Genomic DNA, 23416 nt, shown 5'->3' with positions numbered 1-23416 from the left:
AACAAGTCTTGCATTCTTTTTTTATACTCTATATACTGATATTAGTACCAAGTGCTAATAACAACTCAAAAGGTGGCGAATGACGTTGAGACGAACGAAAAAAGAGCGACAGCGATTATTATCTGAAACGATTGCGGAAAATCCATTCGTCACAGATGAACAACTCGCGTCGGAGTTTCAGGTAAGTGTTCAAACAATTCGATTGGATCGTATGGAATTAGCAATTCCCGAATTGCGTGAACGAATTAAAGATGTGGCTTCGAAAACTTATGAAAATGAAGTGAAATCTTTACCGATTGACGAAGTAATCGGTGAAATTATTGATATAGAATTAGACAATCGTGCATTATCAATTTTTGACGTAAAAGATGAGCACGTTTTTCAGCGCAATGGCATCGCCCGTGGACATCATTTATTTGCACAGGCAAACTCATTAGCTGTAGCGGTTATTGATGATGAACTTGCATTAACAGTACACTCCAATATTACATTTGTGAAACCTGTAAAAGCCGGAAATCGTGTTATTACTAAGGCGGTCGTTGTTGGAAGAGATGATGAACGCCATCGTACAAAAGTAGAAATAGTATCTACTGTAAATGGTGAAACAGTTTTGGTTGGTGAATTCGATATGTACCGCACGAAAGGTAAAGGTGAACAAGAATGAAATTAGCACTTGATGGAATGGGTGGCGACAATGCACCAAAGTCAGTAGTGGAAGGTGCATTATTAGCATTAGAACAAATTCCAAATTTGGAAATTCAGTTATATGGACAACAAGAAAAGCTTGACCCTTTTTTGAAAATGCATGACCGCTTAACGGTTGTTCATTGTGAAGAAGTGGTCGAGGGCACAGATGACCCTGCACGTGCTGTACGACGTAAAAAAGATTCATCGATGGCACGCATGATGGATGCAGTGGAAGAAGGGAAGGCAGATGCCTGTCTTTCGGCTGGTAATACAGGTGCATTAATGGCAGGTGGTTTGTTTAAGGTAGGGCGTATTGAAGGTATTGCACGACCTGCTCTAGCTACGACATTACCGACGCTTGATGGCAAAGGGTTTTTAATGCTCGATTTAGGAGCGAATGCAGATGCACGGCCAGAGCATTTACTGCAATATGCGATTATGGGTGATATATACGCCAAAAAGGTAGGCGGTTTACAAAAGCCACGTATTGGTCTTTTAAATATCGGAACTGAAGATAAAAAAGGCAATGATTTAACGAAAGGGGCTTTTGCATTATTAAAAGAAGCGGACTTGAATTTTATCGGCAACGTTGAGGCGCGTGATTTACTTGATGGGGTAGCAGACGTCGTTGTGACAGATGGATTTACAGGCAATATGGTGCTGAAGTCAATAGAAGGAACAGCGGGTGCGTTGTTTACAATGCTAAAAGAGGCATTTATGTCTTCTACCAAAACGAAAATTTCAGCAATGTTAATGAAAAATAATTTACGTGACTTAAAAAATAAAATGGACTATACAGAGTATGGCGGTGCAGGTTTGTTTGGTTTACAAGCACCTGTAATTAAAGCGCATGGATCATCCAATGCGAAAGCAATCTATAGTGCAATCCGTCAAGCCAATACAATGGTAGAGCATACAGTGATATCAACTATTACCGATACAGTACGTCACTTAGAAATTGATTAACAAAGGGGATTAGTAAGAAATGACGAAAATTGCATTTATTTTTCCAGGCCAAGGCTCACAGACGGTTGGCATGGGTCAAGAATTTATAAGCAATTCTCAAGAAAGTAAGGCCTTCTACGAAAGTGCTAACAAGACACTTGGTTTTGACTTATCTAAATTAATGTTAGAGGGACCTGCTGAAGAGTTAACGCTAACATACCATGCGCAACCAGCATTATTAACGACAGGTGTTATGGTTGCTGAAAAATTGCGTGCTGCAGGCATTACGCCACATTATGCTGCTGGTCACTCTCTTGGAGAATACGGTGCATTAGTCATCGCAGGTGTGCTATCGTTTGAGGATGCTGTAGCTGTTGTTCATAAACGTGGTTTATACATGAACGAAGCTGTACCAGCAGGGCAAGGTGCAATGGCAGCTATTCTTGGAATGGAGCTTGAGGCGTTACATGCAGTTACTGCTAAAGTTACAGCTGAAGGTGATGTAGTTCAAGTTGCAAACGTCAACTGTCCAGGACAAATTGTCATTTCTGGTACTAAGGAAGGCGTTGATAAGGCCTCTGTAGCTGCAAAAGAAGCGGGTGCAAAACGTGCAATTCCGTTAGTAGTAAGTGGACCTTTCCATTCAGAATTAATGCGACCATCCTCAGAACAATTACAAGCTACGCTAGCCGAAATTACTTTATCGGAACCACAAATTCCGGTAATTAGCAACGTGAAGGCGAAAGAATTACAAGATGTACCAGCTATTCAACAAGAGTTAGTTGAACAAGTGTATAGCGCTGTACTATGGGAAGCATCCGTTCGCGAAATGATTGCGCAAGGCGTGGATGTATTTATCGAGTGTGGTCCTGGTAAAGTGTTAAGTGGCTTAGTTAAGAAAATAGATCGTTCAGTGGCAACATATTGTGTATATGATGAAGCGTCATTAGAAGCGGTAATAGAAGCGTCGAAGGAGTGGACAATCAATGCGTAAACTAGAAGGTAAAGTAGCGGTTGTAACAGGTGCTTCACGAGGAATTGGCCGTGCGATTGCATTGAAGCTTGCGGATGAAGGTGCGAAGGTTGTTGTTAACTATAGCGGCTCACAGGCAAAAGCAGAGGAAGTAGTTGCGACAATTCAAGCAAATGGTGGAGAGGCGATTGCGGTTCAAGCAAGTGTCTCAAAAACAGAGGAAGTTACTGCATTAATGGATGCGGCAGTCAAAACATTTGGCGCGCTTGATATTTTAGTAAATAATGCAGGAATTACTCGCGATAATTTATTGATGCGCATGAAAGAAGAAGAATGGGACGATGTACTCGATACAAACTTAAAAGGTGTATTCCTTTGTACAAAAGCAGTTACTCGTCAAATGATGAAGCAGCGTGCAGGGCGCATCATTAATATTTCTTCTATCGTTGGTGTTGCTGGTAATGCAGGGCAAGCTAATTATGTAGCGGCAAAAGCGGGCGTCATTGGCTTAACAAAAACGACGGCAAAAGAACTTGCGTCACGTAATATTTTAGTGAATGCCATTGCTCCAGGTTTTATTGAAACTGAAATGACTGAACAGCTACCAGAAGATTTAAAACAAGGCATGCTGACACAAATTCCTCTCGCTAAACTTGGGCAACCTGAGGATATTGCGAAAGCAGTTGCGTTTTTAGCTTCTGAAGATGCAAACTATATGACAGGCCAAACGCTACATATTGACGGCGGCATGGTGATGTAATAATATGCTATAGCATAATTTTTAATTTTTTGTATAATCATTTGAGGGGAGGTGAACGTTTTGACTACAGTATTAGAGCGCGTAACAAAAGTAATCGTAGACCGTTTAGGTGTTGAGGAAAGTGAAGTTACACTAGAAGCTTCTTTCCGTGATGATTTAGGTGCAGACTCATTAGACGTTGTTGAGCTTGTAATGGAGCTTGAAGACGAATTCGATATGGAAATTTCTGATGAAGATGCTGAAAAAATTTCAACAGTTGGTTCTGCTATTTCATACATCGAAGGTAAAATTAACTAATTTTCTGCTAGATGACACAGATTTTGATAATGCAAAATCTGATACCATTGTAGACTTACATCAAAGCATAATGGCAAAAGCAACTATGCTTTGATGTATTTTAAAGGTACGAAATGGTTCGTTTTTCGAACGATGGACGTACCTTTTTTTATTTTTGTTAAAAAAATACGAAAAAACTTCCAAAACATTGTATTTATGCCGAAATACTTTTGCATAAATGCCTTGAAAAAGGTACACTAAGACGGTAGAAACTATTAGGAAGGCAGATTGTTCAATGGCTATGAGAAGAAAAGGAACTATGCAGAAATCAGGCGTACTTCCTGAAAAAGTACGCAATCAATTCGAGCTATTACAGCATGAATTAAACATCACATTTATTAATAAAAATTTATTGTATCAAGCATTCACGCATTCATCTTATGTGAATGAGCATCGCCGTAAATTGTTTACGGATAATGAGCGTCTCGAATTTTTAGGCGACGCTGTACTTGAACTGTCTGTTTCTAAATACCTTTTTGAGAAATACCCGCATATGAGTGAGGGCGAATTAACAAAATTGCGAGCTTCAATCGTTTGTGAACCATCCCTTGTTATTTTTGCAAATGAATTAGGATTTGGTCGCTTTGTATTGCTTGGAAAAGGTGAAGAATTAACAGGTGGACGGGAACGCCCAGCGCTACTTGCAGATGTTTTTGAATCATTTGTAGGTGCTCTTTATTTAGATCAGGATTTGCAAACGGTCGTGACATTTTTAGAACGAATCGTGTTCCCAAAGGTAGAAGTCGGTGCTTTTTCGCATGTGATGGATTTTAAAAGCCAGCTACAAGAAATGGTACAGCAAACAAACAACGGTTTACTTCATTATGAAATTATTGATGAAAAGGGCCCAGCGCATAACCGTACCTTTGTATCAAGCGTGTTATTAAATGGACAAGAGCTTGGTATTGGTCGAGGAAAATCAAAAAAAGAAGCCGAGCAACAAGCAGCACAATGTGCGATGCGCGCAATGCGTGAGCATACTGCTAAAGAGGAGGCTTAATAGATGTTCCTAAAACGACTCGAAGTGATTGGCTTTAAATCTTTTGCGGAGCGCATTGGTATTGACTTTGTACCAGGTGTTACAGCTGTTGTTGGACCTAATGGCAGTGGGAAAAGTAATGTAACTGATGCTATTCGTTGGGTACTCGGGGAGCAATCGGCAAAGTCGTTACGTGGGGCAAAGATGGAAGATGTTATTTTTGCTGGGAGTGACTCTCGAAAGCCACTAAACTTTGCAGAGGTAACATTAATTTTAGATAATACTGATGAGCAACTTGCTTTTTCGTATACAGAGGTCAGCGTAACAAGACGCGTATACCGTTCAGGTGATAGTGAATATTTATTAAATAACCAGCAGTGTCGCCTGAAGGATATTACGGACTTGTTTATGGATTCGGGACTTGGGAAAGAGGCTTTTTCAATTATTTCACAAGGCCGTGTCGATGAAATTTTAAATAGCCGCCCGGACGATCGCCGCTCAATATTTGAAGAGGCTGCTGGTGTTTTAAAATATAAGCTACGAAAGAAAAAAGCAGAGCATAAACTTGTAGAAACAGATGAAAATCTTTACCGTGTTTTAGATATTTTACATGAGTTGGATAGCCGCTTGGAGCCATTGCAAATACAAGCTTCTAGCGCAAGAGACTATGTACAAATGTCCACGGAACTAAAGGATTTTGATATTGCGATTCTTGTGCACGATTTAAAAAATTGTGCACAATCTTTGCATGCATTGAAAGAAGAGTATGCGCAGCTATCTGAAACAGAGCAAAAACAAGCAAAGGATATTCAAGCGCTAGAAACACAAACGACGGATATTCGCAAATATTTAAAAGAGTTGGATGTATTATTGGATGCTGCTCAATCTGAGCTTGTAGATGCAACGATGGAAATGGAACGTTGGGATGGTCGTAAAGCTTTAATGGCTGAAAAACGCCAAAATGCAACGCATCAATTACAGCAGTTGAATGCATCATTACTAGAAGCGCAAAATGAAGTAGAGGTATTAGTTGCGCAAGAACTTGAGAAAAAACAATTGTTTGTAGAAAAACAACAAGAAGTTTTAACGCTAAAGCAAATCATTAAGCAATTAGAGCAATCCTTAAACCGTTCAGTTACAGAAATTGAACAGGAAATGGAAGAGCATAAAAACCGCTATATTGATTCATTAAACGAAGAAGCAACAGTCAAAAATGAATTGAAAAATATCGACCAACAATTATCGCAACAAAAAGCAATGGCAGCACGTATGACAGACCAAACGGATGAGATTGGTCAAGAGTTGATTGAAGTTGTGGCGGAGAAAGAAACACTTGTTGGCATACATGCAGCAACAACGACCGAATTGCAACAGAAGCTCGAACAATATGAAGCATTGCAAATGCAGTTTAAAAAAGTGAATCTTTCTTTTAATGATAAGCAAGAAATGCTGTATAAGGCTTATCAGCACCAGCAACAATTAAAAGCTAGAAAAGATACATTAGCAGAGCTAGAAGCTGATTTCTCTGGCTTCTTCCATGGTGTTAAGGAAGTATTACTGGCGCGTGATAAAGGTGAATTATTTGGTATTGAAGGCGCAGTGGCGGAATTGATTCAGGTCAATGGCAAATATTCACAAGCGATCGAAACGGCTTTGGGTGCGGCTTCACAACATATTGTGACGACGAACGAACAGAACGCCCAACAAGCTATCCGTTGGTTAAAGCAAAAAAGAGCGGGGCGTGCGACATTCTTACCGAAAACGGTTATGAAATCACGCAAAATCAATCCTTCAGCGATTCAGCTTGCTACGGAGCATCCAGCGTTCGTACAAATGGCTGATGCACTTGTTACGTTCGATGAGGACAATCGTTCCATTGTTGAAAATTTGCTTGGCAATGTCATCGTCGCAGCGAATTTAGAAGGGGCAAGTCAAATTGCACGATTATGTAATTTCCGTTATCGTGTCGTAACGCTCGAAGGGGATATTGTCAATGCTGGGGGTTCTTTAACGGGTGGTGCAGCGAAACAACAATCTTCCCTATTTACAAGAAAAGCAGAGCTTGATGGTCTTATTGCCAAACTTGAAGCACTAGAAACGTCGATTTATAGTGCAGAGCAGGCTGTAGCAACTGAAAAAGAGACATTGGCTACATTACGTGACAAAGTAGAACAATTAAAACTGGAAGGCGAACAACTGCGTAAAGAAGAAATGCAACAGGCAAGTCGCCTTCGAGAATTAGAAGTTGTAGAAAAAAGTCTATCGGCCAGAGTGTCCTTTGCTTCAAATGAAACGCAAGATGTGAAGACACGTGAGGAAGCGCTGCTTGCTCAAAAGGAAGTAGCTACTGCACGTTTAGCAGCGCTTGCTGAAGAATTAGTAGCGATAAACGAGACGGTAGAGCAATTAGGTAAAGTTAAACTACAAAGTGAAACAGAAAAAGATGTTCTGCGCGAACAAACGGCAGAAAAACGTTCAGAGTTAGCGGTTATGCAGGAGCAAATGTCACAAGTACAAATTGCAACTGCAGAACTTGCCCTACAATTAAACAAAGCTCGCCAAAAAGTCGACAATATTTCTCAGGAAATAATCTGGCTTCAATCTGATGAATCGACAAAATTATTGAGTGATGAAGAAGTGGAGGAGCAAGTTGCAACTTGGAAAGCTAGAAGAGAAACGTTACAAGTTACAATTACCCAAAAAAAGGAAGAAAAAGCGGCGCAACAACAGGAATTAACAACGTTAGAAGAGCAGCTAAAGGAATTGCAACGTATACATAAAGGCTTCATTGAAGCAATACGTGCGAATGAATTAAAGCGCAATCGCGTAGAATTTGAGATGAGTAATTTTAAAAATCAGCTCGAAGAAAACTATCAACTAACGTTCGAAGAGGCACTGGAAGTCGCTTTAACCATTGAAGACGAAGAGCATATGCGACGTCGCGTCAAGTTATTGAAAAAATCTATTGAGGAATTAGGTCCTGTAAACTTAAGTGCGATTGAGGAATTTGAGCGTGTCCAAGAACGACATTCTTTTTTAACAGAGCAGCGTGAGGACTTACTCGAAGCGCAGGATACTTTACACGAAGCTATTAAAGAAATGGATGAAGAAATGACAATTCGTTTTAGTGAAACATTTTTTGCCATTCGAGAGCAATTCAAACGAGTATTCCGTGAATTGTTTGGGGGCGGTCAGGCAGATTTAGTATTAATAGATCCAGACAATATGCTTGATACGGGCATTGAAATTGTTGCACAACCGCCAGGGAAAAAGTTGCAAAATTTAAGTTTACTTTCTGGTGGTGAACGTGCACTTACCGCGATTGCTTTACTATTCTCCATTTTAAATATTAGACCTGTGCCGTTCTGTATACTCGACGAAGTAGAAGCGGCATTGGATGAGGCAAATGTTGTTCGATACAGCGAATACTTGAAAAAGTTTAGTCGCAATACCCAATTCATTGTTATTACTCACCGTAAAGGTACAATGGAGGGAGCTGACGTACTGTATGGTATTACGATGCAGGAATCAGGTGTATCAAAACTTGTATCAGTAAAATTAGAAGATGAACCCGTACTTGCGGAGCAAAGGAGCGAACAAGCATGAGTTTTTTTAAACGTTTAAAAGATAAGCTAATTGGAAATCCAATAGAAGAAAAAGTAGAAAATTTAGTCGAAGAGCCATCTACCGAATTAAAGCTTGAAGATACGGTAGAGCCAGTTCAACAGGAATCAAGTCATAAAGAAGAGCAAGAAAAAGTAGAAGAATCATCAGCAAGTGAGGTCTTCATTGATTCACAAGCTTCGAATGTTGTGGAGGAAGAAAAACAGGAAGAAGTGCAGGAAATTGCGATTGTAGAGGAACCTGTAAAAGAAAAAAAACCTTCAGCCTGGTCTATTACGCAAAAATTTAAAGCAGGTCTTGAAAAAACCCGTAATTCCTTTACTTCTAAGGTCAATGATTTAGTGGCACGCTACCGTAAAGTAGATGAGGACTTCTTTGAAGAACTAGAAGATCTTTTATTACAAGCAGACGTTGGCTTTGAAACAGTTATGGAGCTAATGGATAAATTACGTTTTGAAGTACAGCGCAAAAATATTAAAGATACAAATGGTATCCAAGCGATTATTTCTGAAAAACTTGTGGAAATTTACGAGCAAGGGGAAGAAGATTTAATCGAACTAAATATGCAGCCTAATGGTGAGTTAACGGTTATTTTATTCGTAGGTGTAAACGGTGTTGGGAAAACAACAACAATTGGTAAGTTAGCACATCGTCTAAAATCAGAAGGGAAAACAGTTGTCTTAGCTGCAGGAGATACGTTCCGTGCAGGGGCAATTGACCAATTACAAGTTTGGGGAGACCGTGTTGGTTGTGAGGTTATTAAGCAATCAGAAGGTTCGGATCCAGCAGCGGTTATGTATGATGCAATACGTGCTGCAAAAAATCGTAAAGCAGATGTCTTAATTTGTGATACTGCGGGCCGTTTACAAAACAAAGTGAACTTAATGAATGAACTTGAAAAAGTACATCGAGTTATTTCACGGGAAATACCAAATGCTCCGCACGAGGTGTTATTAGCACTAGATGCAACGACTGGTCAAAATGCACTTGTGCAGGCACAAACATTTAAAGAAGTAACAAATGTAACGGGAATTGTTTTAACGAAGCTCGATGGTACCGCAAAAGGTGGTATTGTGCTTGCCATTCGAAATAAATTACACATTCCTGTGAAATTTGTAGGTCTTGGCGAGAAAATGGATGATTTACAACCATTTGATGCAGAACGCTATGTATACGGCTTATTTGCTGAAGGCTTAGATAAGGAACTACAAAATAGCGAAGAGTAAAAGATTGTAGTTGAAAGCATGGTCGCTCGACTGTTAAAAGGTGAAACACATTGTTTAAAAGAGAAATACTAGCTAATGGTGAAATAACGTTATTCAGCTAATAGAATGCTTTTAGACAAGGAGATTACCTTGACACAGACGGGCGCTTTTCGTTATGATACAAATGACTAACAACGGGGGGAGAAACTCGATGCTACTTGAAAAAACAACACGCATGAACTTTCTCTTCGACTTTTATCAAGCATTACTAACAGATAAGCAAAGAAGTTATATGGAACTGTATTATTTAGATGATCACTCACTTGGAGAAATCGCTGAATCATATGGAGTTTCACGTCAAGCTGTTTATGATAATATTCGTCGAACTGAAGCGATGCTTGAAGAATATGAAGAAAAACTATGTTTACTGGAAAAATTTCAACAACGTACGCAAATGCTTGCGCGCCTTACAGCTGGAATTACAGAAAAAAGTATGCCGGTTGAGGAGCAGTTGGCGCTTATTGAACAGTTGAAAGAATGGGATTAGGAGGCGAAAGCAGTGGCTTTTGAAGGATTAGCGGAACGACTCCAAGGAACGATCCAAAAGATTAAAGGTAAGGGTAAAGTATCGGAACAAGACGTTAAAGAAATGATGCGTGAAGTCCGATTTGCTTTAATCGAGGCGGATGTTAACTTAAAAGTAGTCAAGGAATTCGTTAAAAAAGTAAGTGAACGCGCTGTTGGTGTAGATGTTATGCAAAGCTTAACACCGGGTCAACAAGTTATTAAAATCGTTCAAGACGAGTTAACGGAGCTGATGGGCGGCGAACAAAGCCCGATTAAATTTAATACAAAGCCACCAACTGTCATTATGATGGTCGGTTTGCAAGGTGCGGGTAAAACAACAACAACTGGGAAATTAGCAAATATTTTACGCAAAAAATATAACCGTAAACCATTACTAGTTGCTGCGGACGTTTATCGCCCTGCTGCGGTTCAGCAATTACAAACATTAGGAAAGCAATTATCTTTACCTGTTTTTGCTTTAGGCACAGATGTATCACCAGTTGAAATCGCTCGTCAGGCAATTGAACTGGCGAAAGAAGAACATCATGATGTTGTCATTATCGATACAGCAGGTCGCTTGCATATCGATGAAGATTTAATGCAAGAATTAAAGGATATCCGTGCGTTAAAAGAGCCTGATGAAGTTTTCCTTGTGGTAGATGCCATGACGGGTCAAGATGCTGTAAACGTTGCGGAAAGTTTTAATGAGGCTGTCGGCATTACAGGGGTTGTTTTAACAAAACTGGATGGCGATACACGCGGTGGTGCAGCATTATCCATTCGTTCGGTGACTCAGAAACCAATTAAATTTGTCGGTATGGGTGAAAAAATGGATGCGCTTGAACCGTTCCATCCGGAGCGTATGGCATCTCGTATTTTAGGCATGGGTGACGTGTTATCACTAATTGAAAAGGCGCAGGCAAACGTCGATGAAGCAAAAGCGAAAGAACTGGAAGAAAAGTTCAAAACGCAAAGCTTTACACTCGATGATTTTGTTGAGCAATTACAACAAGTGAAAAAAATGGGCCCGCTCGACGAAATATTAAAAATGCTACCAGGTGCAGGCAAAATTAAAGGCTTAGACAATGTCAAAGTAGATGATAAGCAAATGGGCCGTGTAGAAGCCATTATTTACTCTATGACAACTGCTGAAAAGACAAATCCTGAAATTATTAATGGTAGCCGTAAAAAGCGCATTGCCAAAGGTTCAGGTACGTCTATTCAAGAGGTCAACCGTTTGTTAAAACAATTTGACGAAATGAAAAAAATGATGAAGCAAATGACAGGTATGGCGACAGGTAAAGGCAAGAAAAAGATGAAATTACCTGGCTTTGATTCATTATTTAAATAATATTTTATAGGTGTTAAGAAAAAACACTTTACAAACAACATAAACATTGATAATATACTATCTTGTGTGAAACTTATTCGGAGGTGCTATTAAAATGGCAGTAAAAATTCGCTTAAAACGTATGGGAGCTAAAAAATCTCCTTTCTATCGTATCGTAGTTGCAGACGCTCGTTCACCACGTGACGGTCGTTCAATCGAAACAGTTGGTACTTACAACCCACTAACTCAACCAGCTACTGTAAACATTGATGAAGAGAAAGCTCTTAAATGGTTAGCTGACGGTGCAAAACCATCAGATACAGTACGTAACTTGTTCTCAGAACAAGGTATCATGGAAAAATTCCATAACCAAAAATTCAGTAAATAATCGGGGGAGACGTCTTTGAAGCAGCTGATTGAAGCAATCGTTTTACCGTTAGTCGATTATCCAGAAGAAGTCCGTATTGAGACGGACGAAAATGCAAATCGAATTGTTTATAAACTTTTTGTTCATCCAGAGGATCGAGGGAAAGTCATAGGCAAACAAGGGCGAGTGGCGAAAGCGATTCGTACAATTGTTTATTCAGCGGCAGGTAGTCACCATCAAAAAAAGACTTACGTCGATATATTGGATTGATAAAAAGATTTTCACGCTCGTTTACGCGCAATAAGGTAACAATGTAGCAATTATGCAACCTGTCGCCATTTTGCACTGAACAATTTTAACGACTATGTTGTTACTAAAATTCGTAGGAGCTGTAAATGTGTAGCGTAAAATCTGGATAGAAGAGGGGGGAGCTTGCTGGTTCCTTCCTTTTTTTATATAGTACGGATATATAACGGTATAGAGGTGAAATGAATGGAATGGTTTAATGTAGGTCGTATTGTGAACACGCACGGAATTCGTGGTGAAGTGCGTATCTTATCGACGACAGATTTTGAAGAAGAACGCTTTGCGGTCGGGAATAAGCTTGCAGCGTTTAAAAAAGACGATAAAAAGCCAACGTGGGTAACAATTCAATCAGTACGCCGTCATAAAAACTTTATTTTGTTAACATTTGAAGGTATGGATAATATCAACTTTGTCGAGCCGTTCAAAGAAGGAATGCTCAAAATCACGAAAGATCAAATGACCGATGATTTATTACAAGAAAATGAATTTTTCTTCCATGAAATTATAGGCTGTACGGTTGTATCTGAAGAAGGTGCAATAATCGGCGAAGTCAAAGATATTCTGCAAACAGGTGCCAATGATGTATGGGTAGTGAAGGGTGCTAAAAAAGAGCATTACATTCCATACATTGAAGACATCGTCAAAAATATCGATGTGGAAGAAAAGAAAATTGTTATTCATGTGATGGAAGGCTTACTATGATGCATATTCACGTATTAAGCCTGTTTCCTGATATGTTTTCGGGTGTATTTGGTGCATCGATACTAAAAAAAGCCCAAGAAAAAGGGGCTGTAAAGCTAGAAGTATCAGATATTCGTGCGTTTTCAGGCAACAAGCATAATCAGGTAGACGATTATCCGTACGGTGGCGGTGCAGGGATGGTGTTAAAGCCAGAGCCGATGTTTAGTGCTGTAGAGGCCATTACAGCTGGTAAAAAGCCACGTATTATCTTAATGTGTCCGCAGGGTGAACGTTTCACCCAAAAAAAAGCGGAAGAGCTAGCGCAAGAAAGTGAATTAGTGTTCTTATGTGGTCACTATGAAGGCTATGATGAACGCATTCGCCAGCACCTCGTTACCGATGAAATATCGATTGGTGATTTTGTGTTAACAGGTGGTGAGTTAGGCGCCATGACGGTTATCGATAGTGTCGTACGCCTTTTACCTGGTGTGTTAGGACAAGCGGATTCCCATATTCAAGATTCTTTTTCAACGGGTCTGCTAGAACATCCACATTATACGCGACCTGCGGAATTCCGTGGCATGCAAGTACCCGAAGTATTATTATCAGGGAATCATGCGAAAATCGAACAATGGCGCGAAGAACAATCGTTAAAAAGAACATTCGAGCGTCGACCTGATTTACTCGAGCATTATCCATTAACAGACAAGCAAAAATTGTATTTGGAAAAAATTAAAAAACAACAATAAAGATGCTTGCTTACATGCCGTATATGTGATAACATCTAATCTGTGCTTCTATGTGAAGTGCTGAATTACGGTGTTCCGCTGTGGCATAGATTGCGTGCAAGAGCATCTGTCTAAGGAGAGAAAACAATGTCAAACATTATTACAGAAATTACTAAAGCTCAGCTTCGCACTGATCTACCAGCTTTCCGTCCTGGTGATACTGTTAAGGTACACGTGAAAGTAGTAGAGGGTACTCGTGAACGTATCCAAGTATACGAAGGTGTAGTTATCAAACGTCGTGGTGGCGGTATTAGCGAAACTTTCACAGTTCGTAAAATTTCTTACGGTGTAGGTGTTGAACGTACATTCCCTGTACACACACCAAAAATCGCTAACTTAGAAGTTGTACGTCGTGGTAAAGTACGTCGTGCTAAACTTTACTACCTACGTAACCTACGTGGTAAAGCTGCTCGTATTAAAGAAATTCGATAATTATGACTTAAAAGTGAGGGGCTTGTATTGCAAGCTCCTTTTCTTTTTGCTTGTCATCTTAAATAATAATCATCTAAAATGAAGATAGACAAGGGGGCAATTCATAATGGAAAAACAAGTGAAAGAAAAGAATGAATTATGGGAATGGACAAAGGCTCTTTTAATTGCATTTGCGATTGCAGCAGTTATTCGTTATTTTTTATTTACACCAATTGCAGTTGACGGTGAGTCCATGATGCCAACCCTTGAAGATGGCGACCGAATGATTGTCAACAAAATTGGTTATAAAATTGGAGAGCCAAAGCGCTTTGATATCGTGGTGTTCCATGCACCAGAGCAAAAAAACTACATTAAACGTGTAATTGGCTTACCTGGTGAAACATTGGAATATAAAGACGATCAGTTATACATTAACGGAGAACCGATAGATGAGCCTTATTTAGATGCATACAAAGCTGAAATTACTGAAGGTACATTAACGGAAGATTTTACGTTAAATGACATTGATGCATCACTGCATGATGTAATTCCAGAAGGCTATGTGTTTGTGATGGGCGATAATCGTCGATATAGTAAAGATAGCCGTCACATAGGTATTGTCGATCAAAAAGAAATTATAGGTAATACAAGCCTTATTTTCTGGCCGTATAGTGATATTAAAATTGTGAAGTAATGTTTGAAAGGGGGCTAATACTCCCTTTCTTGACGTCTAAGAGCATACGTTTTCTTATTCGATTTTAAGGCATTCGCACTGAATTGGGCGAATGCGCTTTTCTTATTTAGGAGGTATAGAAATGACTATACAATGGTTTCCAGGGCATATGGCGAAGGCACGCCGTGAAGTAACAGAAAAATTAAAGCTCGTAGATATTATATTTGAATTAATCGATGCACGTTTACCATTATCTTCGAGAAATCCAATGATTGATGAGGTCATTAACCAAAAGCCGCGTCTACTTATTTTAAATAAATCAGATATGGCGGATGAGCAAGAAACACGCAAATGGGTAGAATATTTTGCACAGCATGGCCATAAAGCAGTGGCAATCAATTCGCTTGAAGGAAAAGGACTGCAACTTGTGACCAAGGCGGCACAAGAAATTTTAAAAGAAAAATTTGACCGCATGAAGTCAAGAGGGATGAAGCCGAGAGCCATTAGAGCAATGATTGTTGGAATTCCAAACGTGGGAAAATCCACACTTATTAATCGCTTAGCAAAGAAAAATATTGCGAAAACAGGCAATATGCCTGGTGTGACAAAGGCGCAACAATGGATAAAAGTCGGCAAGGAGCTGGAATTACTAGATACACCAGGAATTTTATGGCCTAAGTTTGAAGATCAAGAAGTAGGCTATAAGCTGGCTTTAACAGGTGCTATTAAAGATACCATTACTAACATGGAAGATTTGGCTGTTTATGGGTTACGATTTTTATCGACACATTATCCAACACGTATGGAAGAACGTTATGGTTTTCAGTTTATGCATGACGACCTAGTGGAAACGTTTGACCATATTGGCAAGCTTCGTCGTGTTTTTGGAGCGGGCGGAGAAATCGATTACGATCAAGTAGCGCAGCTAATCGTACGAGATATTCGTGGGTTACTATTAGGAAAGCTAACATTTGATTTTGTTGACGAACAGCTTGAAAAAGAAGCGACACAGTAATAATTTGCGAAAAACTGCCATGCTCACACAATAAAATGTGAGCATGGCAGTTTTTCTTTTACGAGATAGTAGTTTTTGTTTTAGTGGATTGAAGTTTGAGGTTCGGGGAGCAAAGTTATTGTTTTATAGATATGTTTGATTAGATAAGAGTTACCAATGTTCTAAAAAAGATAACATCCATAAATATATAAGCATATAAAATGATATATTTCAGGTTAAGTACCTAAAAGAACTACATAATACCATAGCAATAGCGCCCCCTGATTAAAAGGTGGGCGCTATTTGACGTTTACAGTTGTTTTGTATAGTAAATCGTTTCCATAAATACAATAAAAAGGATTAAAACTCTTTTTGTAGAAGTTATTATACTGACAATATATTTGTTTAAGAATATTGTACGTATAAAATCATTATGAAAAGGAGTGTGTTCATGCAGAAATTACATCCAACTATATGTATCCGTTTATTCCTTCAATTTATTTCTTCAATCTCAACGATGACCGTATTACCCTATATAATTATATATTTTGCTGGAAAACTAGGAAGTACGATTACTGGTGTGCTATTTTTATGTGTCATGTCATCTACTGTTTTAGGATCTATATGTGGTGGATATTTATCAGATAAAATTGGTAGAAAGAGGATTATAATTTTCGCGGAATTTTTTATTTTTTTTGGATATATTGGTGCAGCATTAGCTAACTATAATTGGGGGATGTTTCCTTATTTAACTTTTCTTTTCTTTATTTGTATACAGTTTAGTAATGGCGTCGTTGAACCGGTTTATCAAGCTTTGGTCATTGATGTTAGCAAGCCAGATCAGAGAAAGACTATTTATACATATTCATATTGGTTACGGAATCTAGGAGTTGCGATTGGTAGTATGATTGGAGCATTTTTCTTTTTTACAAACCTTTTCCTCTTATTATTAGGTGTAGCTTTTACAACAATCATATCATTATTAATTACCATTTTTTACATCGAAGAAACTTATCATCCTACGTTAAATATAAAAGAATCAAAGGATGGTAGTCATCTTCAAATGTGGAGGGAATATATAAAGATACTTAAAAACAAATTTTTTGCAGTTTTCTTAATTGCGAGTCTTTTTATTGTTTCTGTTGAAGAGCAATTAACAAATTATATAGGAGTACGCCTTGCAACTGAACTACCTGAAACCATCCCGTTAGCTTCATTTTTTTCATTTGAAGTAGATGGAATTAATCTCCTTGGAATACTTAAAGCTGAAAATACAATTCTTGTTATATGTTTTACTTTAATGGTTATGAATATAGTAAAAAAATGGAATGATAGATTCATTCTACTTATGGGACTGTTCCTTTTTTTTGGTGGTTATATTGTAATAAGCTTTACTACTACACCGTTTATTTTAATAATAGCTATGTTTATTGCATCAATCGGAGAAATTATGTACATCCCTATACAGCAGACGATATTGGCAAATATCGTCCCTAGTCACGCCCGAAGTACTTATATGGCTTTATATTCTATTGCCATCATATGCGGTATGAGTGCTGCAGGAATATTTTTAATGATTAGTAGTTGGTTTCCTCCTATTATTTTAACGGCCTTTATTAGTCTAATGGGTATGATAAGTTTCTTATTATTTTATAAATTAACATTTAGAAGAACTGTATTAAGTGTCAATCAAAAAAATGCAGATTGAATTATCGGAAATTTGATTTCTATATTTTTACTTCTAGTACTACCAAATCGAATGTGGATGGCACTTATTTTTAAGTAAAATTATGTAAAGTATGGTAAATGTTTATTTACGTTCTTGCTAATGTAAATGCCCTAAATTATAATGAAAGCAATTAAACAATAAGGAGAGAAGAAACTAATGAAGAAACAAGCGGCGCTTTTATTACTACTAAGTCTTACGTGGATTGGAGGTCAGACGAACTTAGAACTGTCAACTACATACGTAGATACTAAAAATCCTACTTCTGAAATTAAACCTTTGGACTTAAATGACCCTACACCAGATCCTAAGTAAATAAAGTAAATTAAAAAAAGCACCCGTAATGAACTGCGCCCCAATTATTAGACAAAATCTAACAATTGGAGGTGCAGTTTTTCTATGGCTAAATATACTGTAGAAGATAAATTACAAGCAGTTGAGCGCTACTTAAATGAAAATGCTAATGAAATAGCTAAATCTTTGGGGACTGATAATAAAGCAATTTTTAAATGTGTCAAGCAATATGAATATAAAGGTGTGGAAGCTTTTATTCAGCCATATACAAATTACACACTAGCGATTAAAATGGATGTACTAAATTTTATGATTGAAAAGGGTACGTCCTTAAACGAAACGGCAGCGATTTTAAAGATACCTGCCCTTCAACCATTAGTGCTTGGAGAAAGCAATATGAAACGCAAGGACTAGATGCCCTTCAATCAAAGAAAAAGGGGCGTCCATCCATGAAAAAGAAATTAATAAACAATCGAAATAAGCACCAGTTAAAGGCTCAACCGAAGCACTTGAAGCACGTATGAAGCAACTAGAAATGGAAAACGAGTATTTAAAAAAGTTGAATGCCTTAGTTCAACACAAGGAAAAATCACCAAACAAGACAAAGTAAAAATATACAATCGGCTCTAGACCAACCTATTCACTTGTTTCACACATGTTGGACAAAGCGTTCGCACGTTTACCTGAGCACCACCAGCTACTTATACATTCCAATCAAGGTTGGCTCAATCAAATGAAGAAATATCGTCGCGCCTTAGAATCAAGAGGGATTGTTCAAAGTATGTCTCGTAAAAGAAACTGTTACGATAACGCTGTCATGGAGAATTTCTTTGGCATACTGAAATCTGAATTCCTTTACAAGAGAGAATTTGAAAGTAGAGAGCATTTTAAAATAGAATTAGAAAAATTTATTAATTACTATAATACGAAACGGATCAAGGCAAAATTAAAAACGAGTCCGGTACAGTACCGAACTCGTTATACCCAAGCTGCCTAATGAAATAACCGTGTCTAACTTTTAGGGTCACTTCATAATGGGGGTTTTTAATTTTTTTTATTAAGCAGACTGTTAACGTCGATTTTAATCTTATTCTGTGATTCTTTAATGAGCCCTTTACTTAAATTGGCCTCATTGGAAGAACCTAATCGTTTTAATAAATCATAGCTCATTCTCAAGAAATAGTATGAATCGTCCCAATCCTCTTTTTGATTTTTAATCACACCGATTAATCTATAAAGCTTTGCTCGTAGCAAACCATCATCTTTCTTTTCTAATAGATCAATTGCTACTTTACAATCTTTTTCCGCGTTTTCTAACTTCTGATTATACAAATTGATTTTAATAAATTCTTCATATACAGAAGCCTTTTTATGTGGAAGGTCATGCACTTCATAAAATCTTGCACACTCATGGAGTATGCGCAATGCCTCTTCTTTTCTTCCTGCTTTTAATATAATAACTGCTAAATTATGAAGAGCCATTACGTATTGCTTGTTATCATTTCTTTTTAATAACTCAACGGATTTTTCTGTCCATTGAATACTTTTATTTAATTCGCAATTGGATTGAAAATACACTTTTCCGAGTCCCATTGCAACTTCTCCGTATAATTTATCATCACCTGATACTCGAGCTTCTTTTTCAGCTTTCAAATAATATTCTAATGCGGAAGGAATATTGCCTAATCTTATGTATGTGGTCCCTAAAAACATTAAAGCTCGTATTCTATCATTTTGCAGTATTTTTAATTGGCCACTATAGTTGACCGCTTTCTCATAACTGTTGAGTGCAAGATTAAATAATTCTAAATTAAAGGCGGCCATTCCGCATTCTAGAAAATACTTTACAATGCGCTGATTATTTTTAGATTGAATTACTATTTCTTTAGATATTTGAGAATGTTCAAGAGCAAGTTCATAGTTAGTTAGCTGGTTGTAGCAAGAAATAATCAATAAGTAAGCATCAGCAATAATTGTATTATGATGAGTCATCTTTAGTACATGCGTTGCCATATTGATTGCTTTTTGATAATTACCAGTGAACAAGTGTTCCTTAGACTTATCCAATATAGCATCGTATATATCAATATTGTCATCTTCAATGCTGTTTTCTCCTAAGAAGAATTCAATCGGTTTATCTAGTCTTTTAGATATTATTCTTAATATCTCTTCTGATGGTATTGCATGACCATTTTCAATTAAACTAATATATTCCCTTGTCATTTCTTGTCCTGCCAATTGCTTTTGAGACAACCCTTTTCCTAATCTAATTTTTTTAATGATTTTTCCAAGAGACACCAAAATCACCTGCCATCGTATTTGTTACGTATTAAAAATATATTTACCTTTATTTACAGTATATCCCAATCTAATAATACAGTAAACTTAAACTTGAGATAATTGGTATTTAAGGATGGAATTGTTAATTATAATGAAGGCTAGAGGTCTGAATTCTCTTAAATACAAAAGTAAGGGACACTAGTACTGTTTATAGAAATAATTCAGTCTGCCATTTATTAGAGTGTAATGTAATGAGCATATGCTTGCTAAAGGTACAGTTAATTATATTTTAATAGACTGCTATTAGAAAAGGGGTAGGGGGAAATGGGAGATTTTTGCTGTAAGAATTGAAAATGAAATCACTCCTTTACATTACCAACGATTAATTGAATATTTACCTCGTGATAGAAAGGAAAAAATATTAAATTATAGATTTCGATATGATTCAAATCGTTCATATATCACTGAATTGTTATTGCAATATATTTTATATAAAAACCTAGGTGCAAATTACGCTAAAAATGGATTACAAAAAAATAAATAGGGCAAACCATTTATAAAAACAGATAAAAACCTACACTTCAATATATCTCATTCTGGTGCATGGGTTGTATGTGTAACGCATGATAACGAGATCGGAATTGATATTGAAGAGGTTAAGCTAATAGATTTAGAAATTGCAAAGTTTGTTTTCTCTAAGCGTGAATTTCAGGATTTAATGAATACTAAAGCTTTGAGAAGACCTGAATGTTTTTATGAATTGTGGACATTAAAAGAGAGTTTTGTTAAAGCCATAGGGAAAGGTCTTTCTTTTCCATTCGATTCATTTTCTATGAAATTAGACTCGGCTGGATGGAGACCAATTACAGAAAATAATGAAATCTACTATTTTAGACAATATGACATTGATATAAGTTATAGGATGGCTGTTTGTACCAAAAATAATAATTTCTGTGAAGAAGTAAAATTCTTAACTGAAGAGTCTTTAAGTAACTTAATGCTGTCTGTATATCAAAATTAAGGTTATTAAAGTTGTCTATTTACTTCGTTTGTTAGCTGGCCAGCTTACAATATATAAATCTATTTAAGAAGGGATGATAAGATGATTAAGGGAAGAAAAAGTATTTTCTCATCAATATTGGCTTTGAGTATGGTCTTTTCCATTGCGTTAACGGGAGTTTCAGCTGAGGAAATGTCGGTTATTGGAAAGAATTCTTCAATCTATTACGAATATCTATCAGGAGAAACTGGAAAAACAGATTATGAGCTTAAAGTGTTGGAAAAGGAATATGGGGACTTAGAGGAATATTTTAATATTGAGTTGCCAAGCGATGTTATGGTAGCAAATGAAGAATATTTTAATGCAACAACATTTACGAATCCAACAGAATTAACGATAGAAGATCCTAGTAATCTCCCTGGTTACTATGAAGGATTTGCTGAATTTACAGGATTATCAATTGAGCAATTAAAAGAAATTCATAATACTTATGGTGAATTAAGTCAGCATTTTGGTGTGCAAGTGGATTATAGCAAGTTAGAGCAGATGAATGGTGATGACGTTTCTATTTACTCGGATGGTACACCTTCAGAAAAAATGACATCTGAGCAATTTAGAAGCATCAAGGCCAAGCTTGATAAAGGAGATATTTTAGTATCGAAAGATCAATGGTTCACCTTCGTTAATCATGGTCACGCTGCAATAGCAGTTGAAACTGATTCTGCCACTAAATATATTGTTCAACACACAGGAAGTGGCAAAAGTAAAAAAAGTAACTTTGATGATTATTCAGCATTATACTCTCTCAGACTGTATTACACTAATACTATAACAGGTAAAGACAGACGCTCGGCAGCAGATTATGCTGCAAATAATCTCACAGGTTATTCATATGATGCGTTAGCAGATATTAATAGTTCAACATATGTAAATTGTGCAACTTTAGTATGGAAAGCTTTAAAAAATAAGGGTGTAAAACATGATACTAGATATATACCAATAAATCAATATTATACTGTAGAAACTGTTTGGCCAAAAGATTTGGTGACTGACTCGAAAACAACGTTATGGTCACAAGTAAACTGGTCAGGGGACGGAAATAAGTGGTAAATCATTAGTGTTGTGAGTTAACTAAACTTACGTTGAAAGTGATGAGTGCTACAAAGTATTAAGTGAAAATGAATAAAGAAACATTTTTACTGATGAAGTAGCACTTTTTACTTTCATGATTTAATGTAATTTACAATGCTTTTAGTTTAAGGAGGACGAACATGATTTTCTTTAAAAGAATTCCCCACTTTTTTATGTTTCTTACCATTGTATTATTAATTTGCGGTTGTACTAATGAAGATACTAAGTCAAAGGATATTAATTATAAAGTATTGGTAGACAAGTTAGAAGAAGACATTAATATTGTTTCACCATTGTATTATCAAACTATCAACGGTGCTAGTAAAGTTTGGCTGTGGAAAGATAAAAAAATAGTTAATAGTAGTACAGAAGATTTCGTTTATCCTTTTTTTGAAGCATTTCCCACTGAACCATTAAAACGATTAGAGGCCCAATTAGATATTCATAACTCAATAGAAGAAGAATATGGCCAATGGTTTTTCTACGATAACACGGAAAATTATGAGGTTTTCATTTTTGATAGTTGGAATAATAAAGAGAATAACGATAAAGAATGGCAGGTATTTTTTCTAAATGATGAATTAAAGCAAATTACAATAGAAAAAGAGTCCATATACATGGAATTGGCAGGGCATCAGGTAACCGAAAATGAAGTCTATATATATTCAAGTAATAAAGAAGATATTATTGTTTATAAAATTGATGTAGCTACTTTTGAAATGGACAAATACACAATTCCTTTTTCGTTATTTAATGTAAGTGATTTGATTATGAACGTTGGACAGTTTTTTATACAAGATAACACATTCATACTGTCAACATCTGATTTTACAGATAGTAATGGAAAAAATAATAATGGTGTATTTTTAGTATATGATTTCAATACTAAAAAAGCAGAAACGATTTTTATAGATCATGGAATATACAAGGTTTTCCCATATAATGATGAATTTATTGTACTGAGTAGCGATGAAAACAATAACACATATTTAAAGTCCTATGATCAAGCGTTTAATTTAATAGAATCTAAAAAAATTGATATTAAATCAGAACAAGGAAGTATGTATGTAAGAAAAAATTTATGGCAAGTTAATGATGACAAATTGTATGGAACTATGTCAATAGATGGGCTGAATATAGATTATCTTGTAGTGATTGATATAAATAATGCAGAAGTATTATATCAAATGGAACTAATTAATGTTAATCATAAATCACAATATGCATTAATGGATGCTAAATATTATGAAATAGAAAATGGGAAATTGATTAATTTAAGGTACTTTTAAAATATAAACCTTACTAGTTAACATCAAGAAAAAAAGATTATCCTATATCGGTTAATTAAATGAAAAGTGG

General features: G+C 36.7%; 23 protein-coding genes and 1 pseudogene. 23 read left to right on the top strand and 1 reads right to left on the bottom strand.

Annotation, left to right across the window (positions count from 1 at the left end; all coding sequences use genetic code 11):
* Window positions 1-85: 85 nt before the first annotated feature.
* The 20 genes and pseudogenes from fapR to C9J37_RS06385 all read left to right on the top strand — a co-directional run bounded on the left by fapR (window position 86) and on the right by C9J37_RS06385 (window position 18643).
* Window positions 86-664, top strand: a complete 579-nt coding sequence (fapR, locus tag C9J37_RS06475; RefSeq protein WP_024362067.1) for a transcription factor FapR — start codon at window positions 86-88, stop codon at window positions 662-664.
* Window positions 661-1653, top strand: coding sequence for a phosphate acyltransferase PlsX (plsX, locus tag C9J37_RS06470; protein ID WP_107894712.1), 993 nt, complete (start codon window positions 661-663; stop codon window positions 1651-1653). The genes fapR and plsX overlap by 4 nt, the downstream gene beginning before the upstream one ends.
* A 19-nt stretch (window positions 1654-1672) precedes the next feature.
* Entirely contained in the window at window positions 1673-2626 is a 954-nt protein-coding gene (gene fabD / locus C9J37_RS06465) for an ACP S-malonyltransferase (protein ID WP_107894711.1), read from the top strand.
* On the top strand, window positions 2619-3365 hold the full coding sequence (fabG, locus tag C9J37_RS06460) for a 3-oxoacyl-[acyl-carrier-protein] reductase (protein ID WP_024362064.1): 747 nt from the start codon (window positions 2619-2621) through the stop codon (window positions 3363-3365). Before fabD ends, fabG begins: the two co-directional genes overlap by 8 nt.
* Before the next feature lie 60 nt (window positions 3366-3425).
* Window positions 3426-3662: an acyl carrier protein gene (acpP, locus tag C9J37_RS06455; RefSeq protein ID WP_024362063.1), complete on the top strand. Its 237-nt coding sequence runs from the start codon at window positions 3426-3428 to the stop codon at window positions 3660-3662.
* A gap of 274 nt (window positions 3663-3936) precedes the next feature.
* A complete protein-coding gene (gene rnc, locus C9J37_RS06450; protein WP_024362062.1) occupies window positions 3937-4701 on the top strand; it encodes a ribonuclease III in 765 nt (254 codons plus the stop codon).
* Between the two features lie 3 nt (window positions 4702-4704).
* Complete coding sequence (gene smc, locus C9J37_RS06445) at window positions 4705-8286, top strand: chromosome segregation protein SMC (RefSeq protein ID WP_107894710.1); 3582 nt, start codon at window positions 4705-4707, stop codon at window positions 8284-8286.
* Entirely contained in the window at window positions 8283-9530 is a 1248-nt protein-coding gene (ftsY, locus tag C9J37_RS06440) for a signal recognition particle-docking protein FtsY (RefSeq protein ID WP_107894709.1), read from the top strand. The genes smc and ftsY overlap by 4 nt, the downstream gene beginning before the upstream one ends.
* A gap of 190 nt (window positions 9531-9720) precedes the next feature.
* Window positions 9721-10056, top strand: coding sequence for a putative DNA-binding protein (locus C9J37_RS06435; RefSeq protein WP_024362059.1), 336 nt, complete (start codon window positions 9721-9723; stop codon window positions 10054-10056).
* A 12-nt stretch (window positions 10057-10068) separates the two neighbouring features.
* Complete coding sequence (ffh, locus tag C9J37_RS06430) at window positions 10069-11427, top strand: signal recognition particle protein (protein WP_107894708.1); 1359 nt, start codon at window positions 10069-10071, stop codon at window positions 11425-11427.
* A gap of 94 nt (window positions 11428-11521) precedes the next feature.
* Window positions 11522-11794, top strand: coding sequence for a 30S ribosomal protein S16 (gene rpsP, locus C9J37_RS06425; RefSeq protein WP_024362057.1), 273 nt, complete (start codon window positions 11522-11524; stop codon window positions 11792-11794).
* 15 nt (window positions 11795-11809) lie between these two features.
* A complete protein-coding gene (locus C9J37_RS06420; protein ID WP_004269410.1) occupies window positions 11810-12043 on the top strand; it encodes a KH domain-containing protein in 234 nt (77 codons plus the stop codon).
* A gap of 222 nt (window positions 12044-12265) precedes the next feature.
* Window positions 12266-12781: a ribosome maturation factor RimM gene (gene rimM, locus C9J37_RS06415; RefSeq protein ID WP_107894707.1), complete on the top strand. Its 516-nt coding sequence runs from the start codon at window positions 12266-12268 to the stop codon at window positions 12779-12781.
* Window positions 12781-13509 carry a tRNA (guanosine(37)-N1)-methyltransferase TrmD gene (trmD, locus tag C9J37_RS06410; protein ID WP_107894728.1) on the top strand — a complete coding sequence of 243 codons (729 nt, stop codon included), beginning with the start codon at window positions 12781-12783 and terminating at the stop codon, window positions 13507-13509. Before rimM ends, trmD begins: the two co-directional genes overlap by 1 nt.
* A gap of 126 nt (window positions 13510-13635) precedes the next feature.
* Window positions 13636-13980, top strand: a complete 345-nt coding sequence (rplS, locus tag C9J37_RS06405; protein WP_024362054.1) for a 50S ribosomal protein L19 — start codon at window positions 13636-13638, stop codon at window positions 13978-13980.
* Window positions 13981-14086: 106 nt separating this feature from the next.
* Window positions 14087-14653 carry a signal peptidase I gene (gene lepB / locus C9J37_RS06400; RefSeq protein ID WP_024362053.1) on the top strand — a complete coding sequence of 189 codons (567 nt, stop codon included), beginning with the start codon at window positions 14087-14089 and terminating at the stop codon, window positions 14651-14653.
* A 121-nt stretch (window positions 14654-14774) separates the two neighbouring features.
* Complete coding sequence (gene ylqF, locus C9J37_RS06395; RefSeq protein WP_107894706.1) at window positions 14775-15647, top strand: ribosome biogenesis GTPase YlqF; 873 nt, start codon at window positions 14775-14777, stop codon at window positions 15645-15647.
* 430 nt (window positions 15648-16077) lie between these two features.
* A complete protein-coding gene (locus tag C9J37_RS06390; protein WP_170219860.1) occupies window positions 16078-17334 on the top strand; it encodes an MFS transporter in 1257 nt (418 codons plus the stop codon).
* Window positions 17335-17511: 177 nt separating this feature from the next.
* Window positions 17512-17667: a hypothetical protein gene (locus tag C9J37_RS28175; RefSeq protein ID WP_167397264.1), complete on the top strand. Its 156-nt coding sequence runs from the start codon at window positions 17512-17514 to the stop codon at window positions 17665-17667.
* Window positions 17668-17751: 84 nt separating this feature from the next.
* Window positions 17752-18643: pseudogene (locus tag C9J37_RS06385) on the top strand (IS3 family transposase).
* Window positions 18644-18690: 47 nt separating this feature from the next.
* Here the strand turns inward: C9J37_RS06385 and C9J37_RS06380 are convergent.
* Window positions 18691-19944 (bottom strand): helix-turn-helix domain-containing protein, encoded by a 1254-nt coding sequence (locus C9J37_RS06380; RefSeq protein ID WP_137067866.1) that lies wholly within the window; start codon window positions 19942-19944, stop codon window positions 18691-18693.
* 538 nt (window positions 19945-20482) lie between these two features.
* Here C9J37_RS06380 and C9J37_RS06375 point away from each other — a divergent pair.
* The 3 genes from C9J37_RS06375 to C9J37_RS06365 all read left to right on the top strand — a co-directional run bounded on the left by C9J37_RS06375 (window position 20483) and on the right by C9J37_RS06365 (window position 23346).
* The gene (locus C9J37_RS06375; RefSeq protein WP_107894703.1) at window positions 20483-20947 is read left to right on the top strand and encodes a 4'-phosphopantetheinyl transferase family protein; all 465 of its coding nucleotides are present in this window, start codon (window positions 20483-20485) and stop codon (window positions 20945-20947) included.
* 81 nt (window positions 20948-21028) lie between these two features.
* Complete coding sequence (locus C9J37_RS06370) at window positions 21029-22036, top strand: hypothetical protein (RefSeq protein ID WP_107894702.1); 1008 nt, start codon at window positions 21029-21031, stop codon at window positions 22034-22036.
* Between the two features lie 161 nt (window positions 22037-22197).
* The gene (locus C9J37_RS06365; protein WP_107894701.1) at window positions 22198-23346 is read left to right on the top strand and encodes a hypothetical protein; all 1149 of its coding nucleotides are present in this window, start codon (window positions 22198-22200) and stop codon (window positions 23344-23346) included.
* Window positions 23347-23416: the final 70 nt, after the last annotated feature.

The sequence above is a fragment of the Lysinibacillus mangiferihumi genome (genome assembly GCF_003049665.1).
Taxonomy (GTDB): domain Bacteria; phylum Bacillota; class Bacilli; order Bacillales_A; family Planococcaceae; genus Lysinibacillus; species Lysinibacillus mangiferihumi.
Note: the sequence above shows the minus strand (reverse complement) of the source record. Positions and strands in the feature narration are given on the sequence as shown.

Coding starts and splice junctions, on each gene's coding strand:
- plsX (WP_107894712.1), top strand. CDS start 661: ATGAAATTAGCACTTGATGGAATGGGTGGCGACAATGCACCAAAGTCA.
- fabD (WP_107894711.1), top strand. CDS start 1,673: ATGACGAAAATTGCATTTATTTTTCCAGGCCAAGGCTCACAGACGGTT.
- fabG (WP_024362064.1), top strand. CDS start 2,619: ATGCGTAAACTAGAAGGTAAAGTAGCGGTTGTAACAGGTGCTTCACGA.
- rnc (WP_024362062.1), top strand. CDS start 3,937: ATGGCTATGAGAAGAAAAGGAACTATGCAGAAATCAGGCGTACTTCCT.
- smc (WP_107894710.1), top strand. CDS start 4,705: ATGTTCCTAAAACGACTCGAAGTGATTGGCTTTAAATCTTTTGCGGAG.
- ftsY (WP_107894709.1), top strand. CDS start 8,283: ATGAGTTTTTTTAAACGTTTAAAAGATAAGCTAATTGGAAATCCAATA.
- C9J37_RS06435 (WP_024362059.1), top strand. CDS start 9,721: ATGCTACTTGAAAAAACAACACGCATGAACTTTCTCTTCGACTTTTAT.
- rpsP (WP_024362057.1), top strand. CDS start 11,522: ATGGCAGTAAAAATTCGCTTAAAACGTATGGGAGCTAAAAAATCTCCT.
- rimM (WP_107894707.1), top strand. CDS start 12,266: ATGGAATGGTTTAATGTAGGTCGTATTGTGAACACGCACGGAATTCGT.
- trmD (WP_107894728.1), top strand. CDS start 12,781: ATGCATATTCACGTATTAAGCCTGTTTCCTGATATGTTTTCGGGTGTA.
- rplS (WP_024362054.1), top strand. CDS start 13,636: ATGTCAAACATTATTACAGAAATTACTAAAGCTCAGCTTCGCACTGAT.
- lepB (WP_024362053.1), top strand. CDS start 14,087: ATGGAAAAACAAGTGAAAGAAAAGAATGAATTATGGGAATGGACAAAG.
- ylqF (WP_107894706.1), top strand. CDS start 14,775: ATGACTATACAATGGTTTCCAGGGCATATGGCGAAGGCACGCCGTGAA.
- C9J37_RS06390 (WP_170219860.1), top strand. CDS start 16,078: ATGCAGAAATTACATCCAACTATATGTATCCGTTTATTCCTTCAATTT.
- C9J37_RS28175 (WP_167397264.1), top strand. CDS start 17,512: ATGAAGAAACAAGCGGCGCTTTTATTACTACTAAGTCTTACGTGGATT.
- C9J37_RS06370 (WP_107894702.1), top strand. CDS start 21,029: ATGATTAAGGGAAGAAAAAGTATTTTCTCATCAATATTGGCTTTGAGT.
- C9J37_RS06365 (WP_107894701.1), top strand. CDS start 22,198: ATGATTTTCTTTAAAAGAATTCCCCACTTTTTTATGTTTCTTACCATT.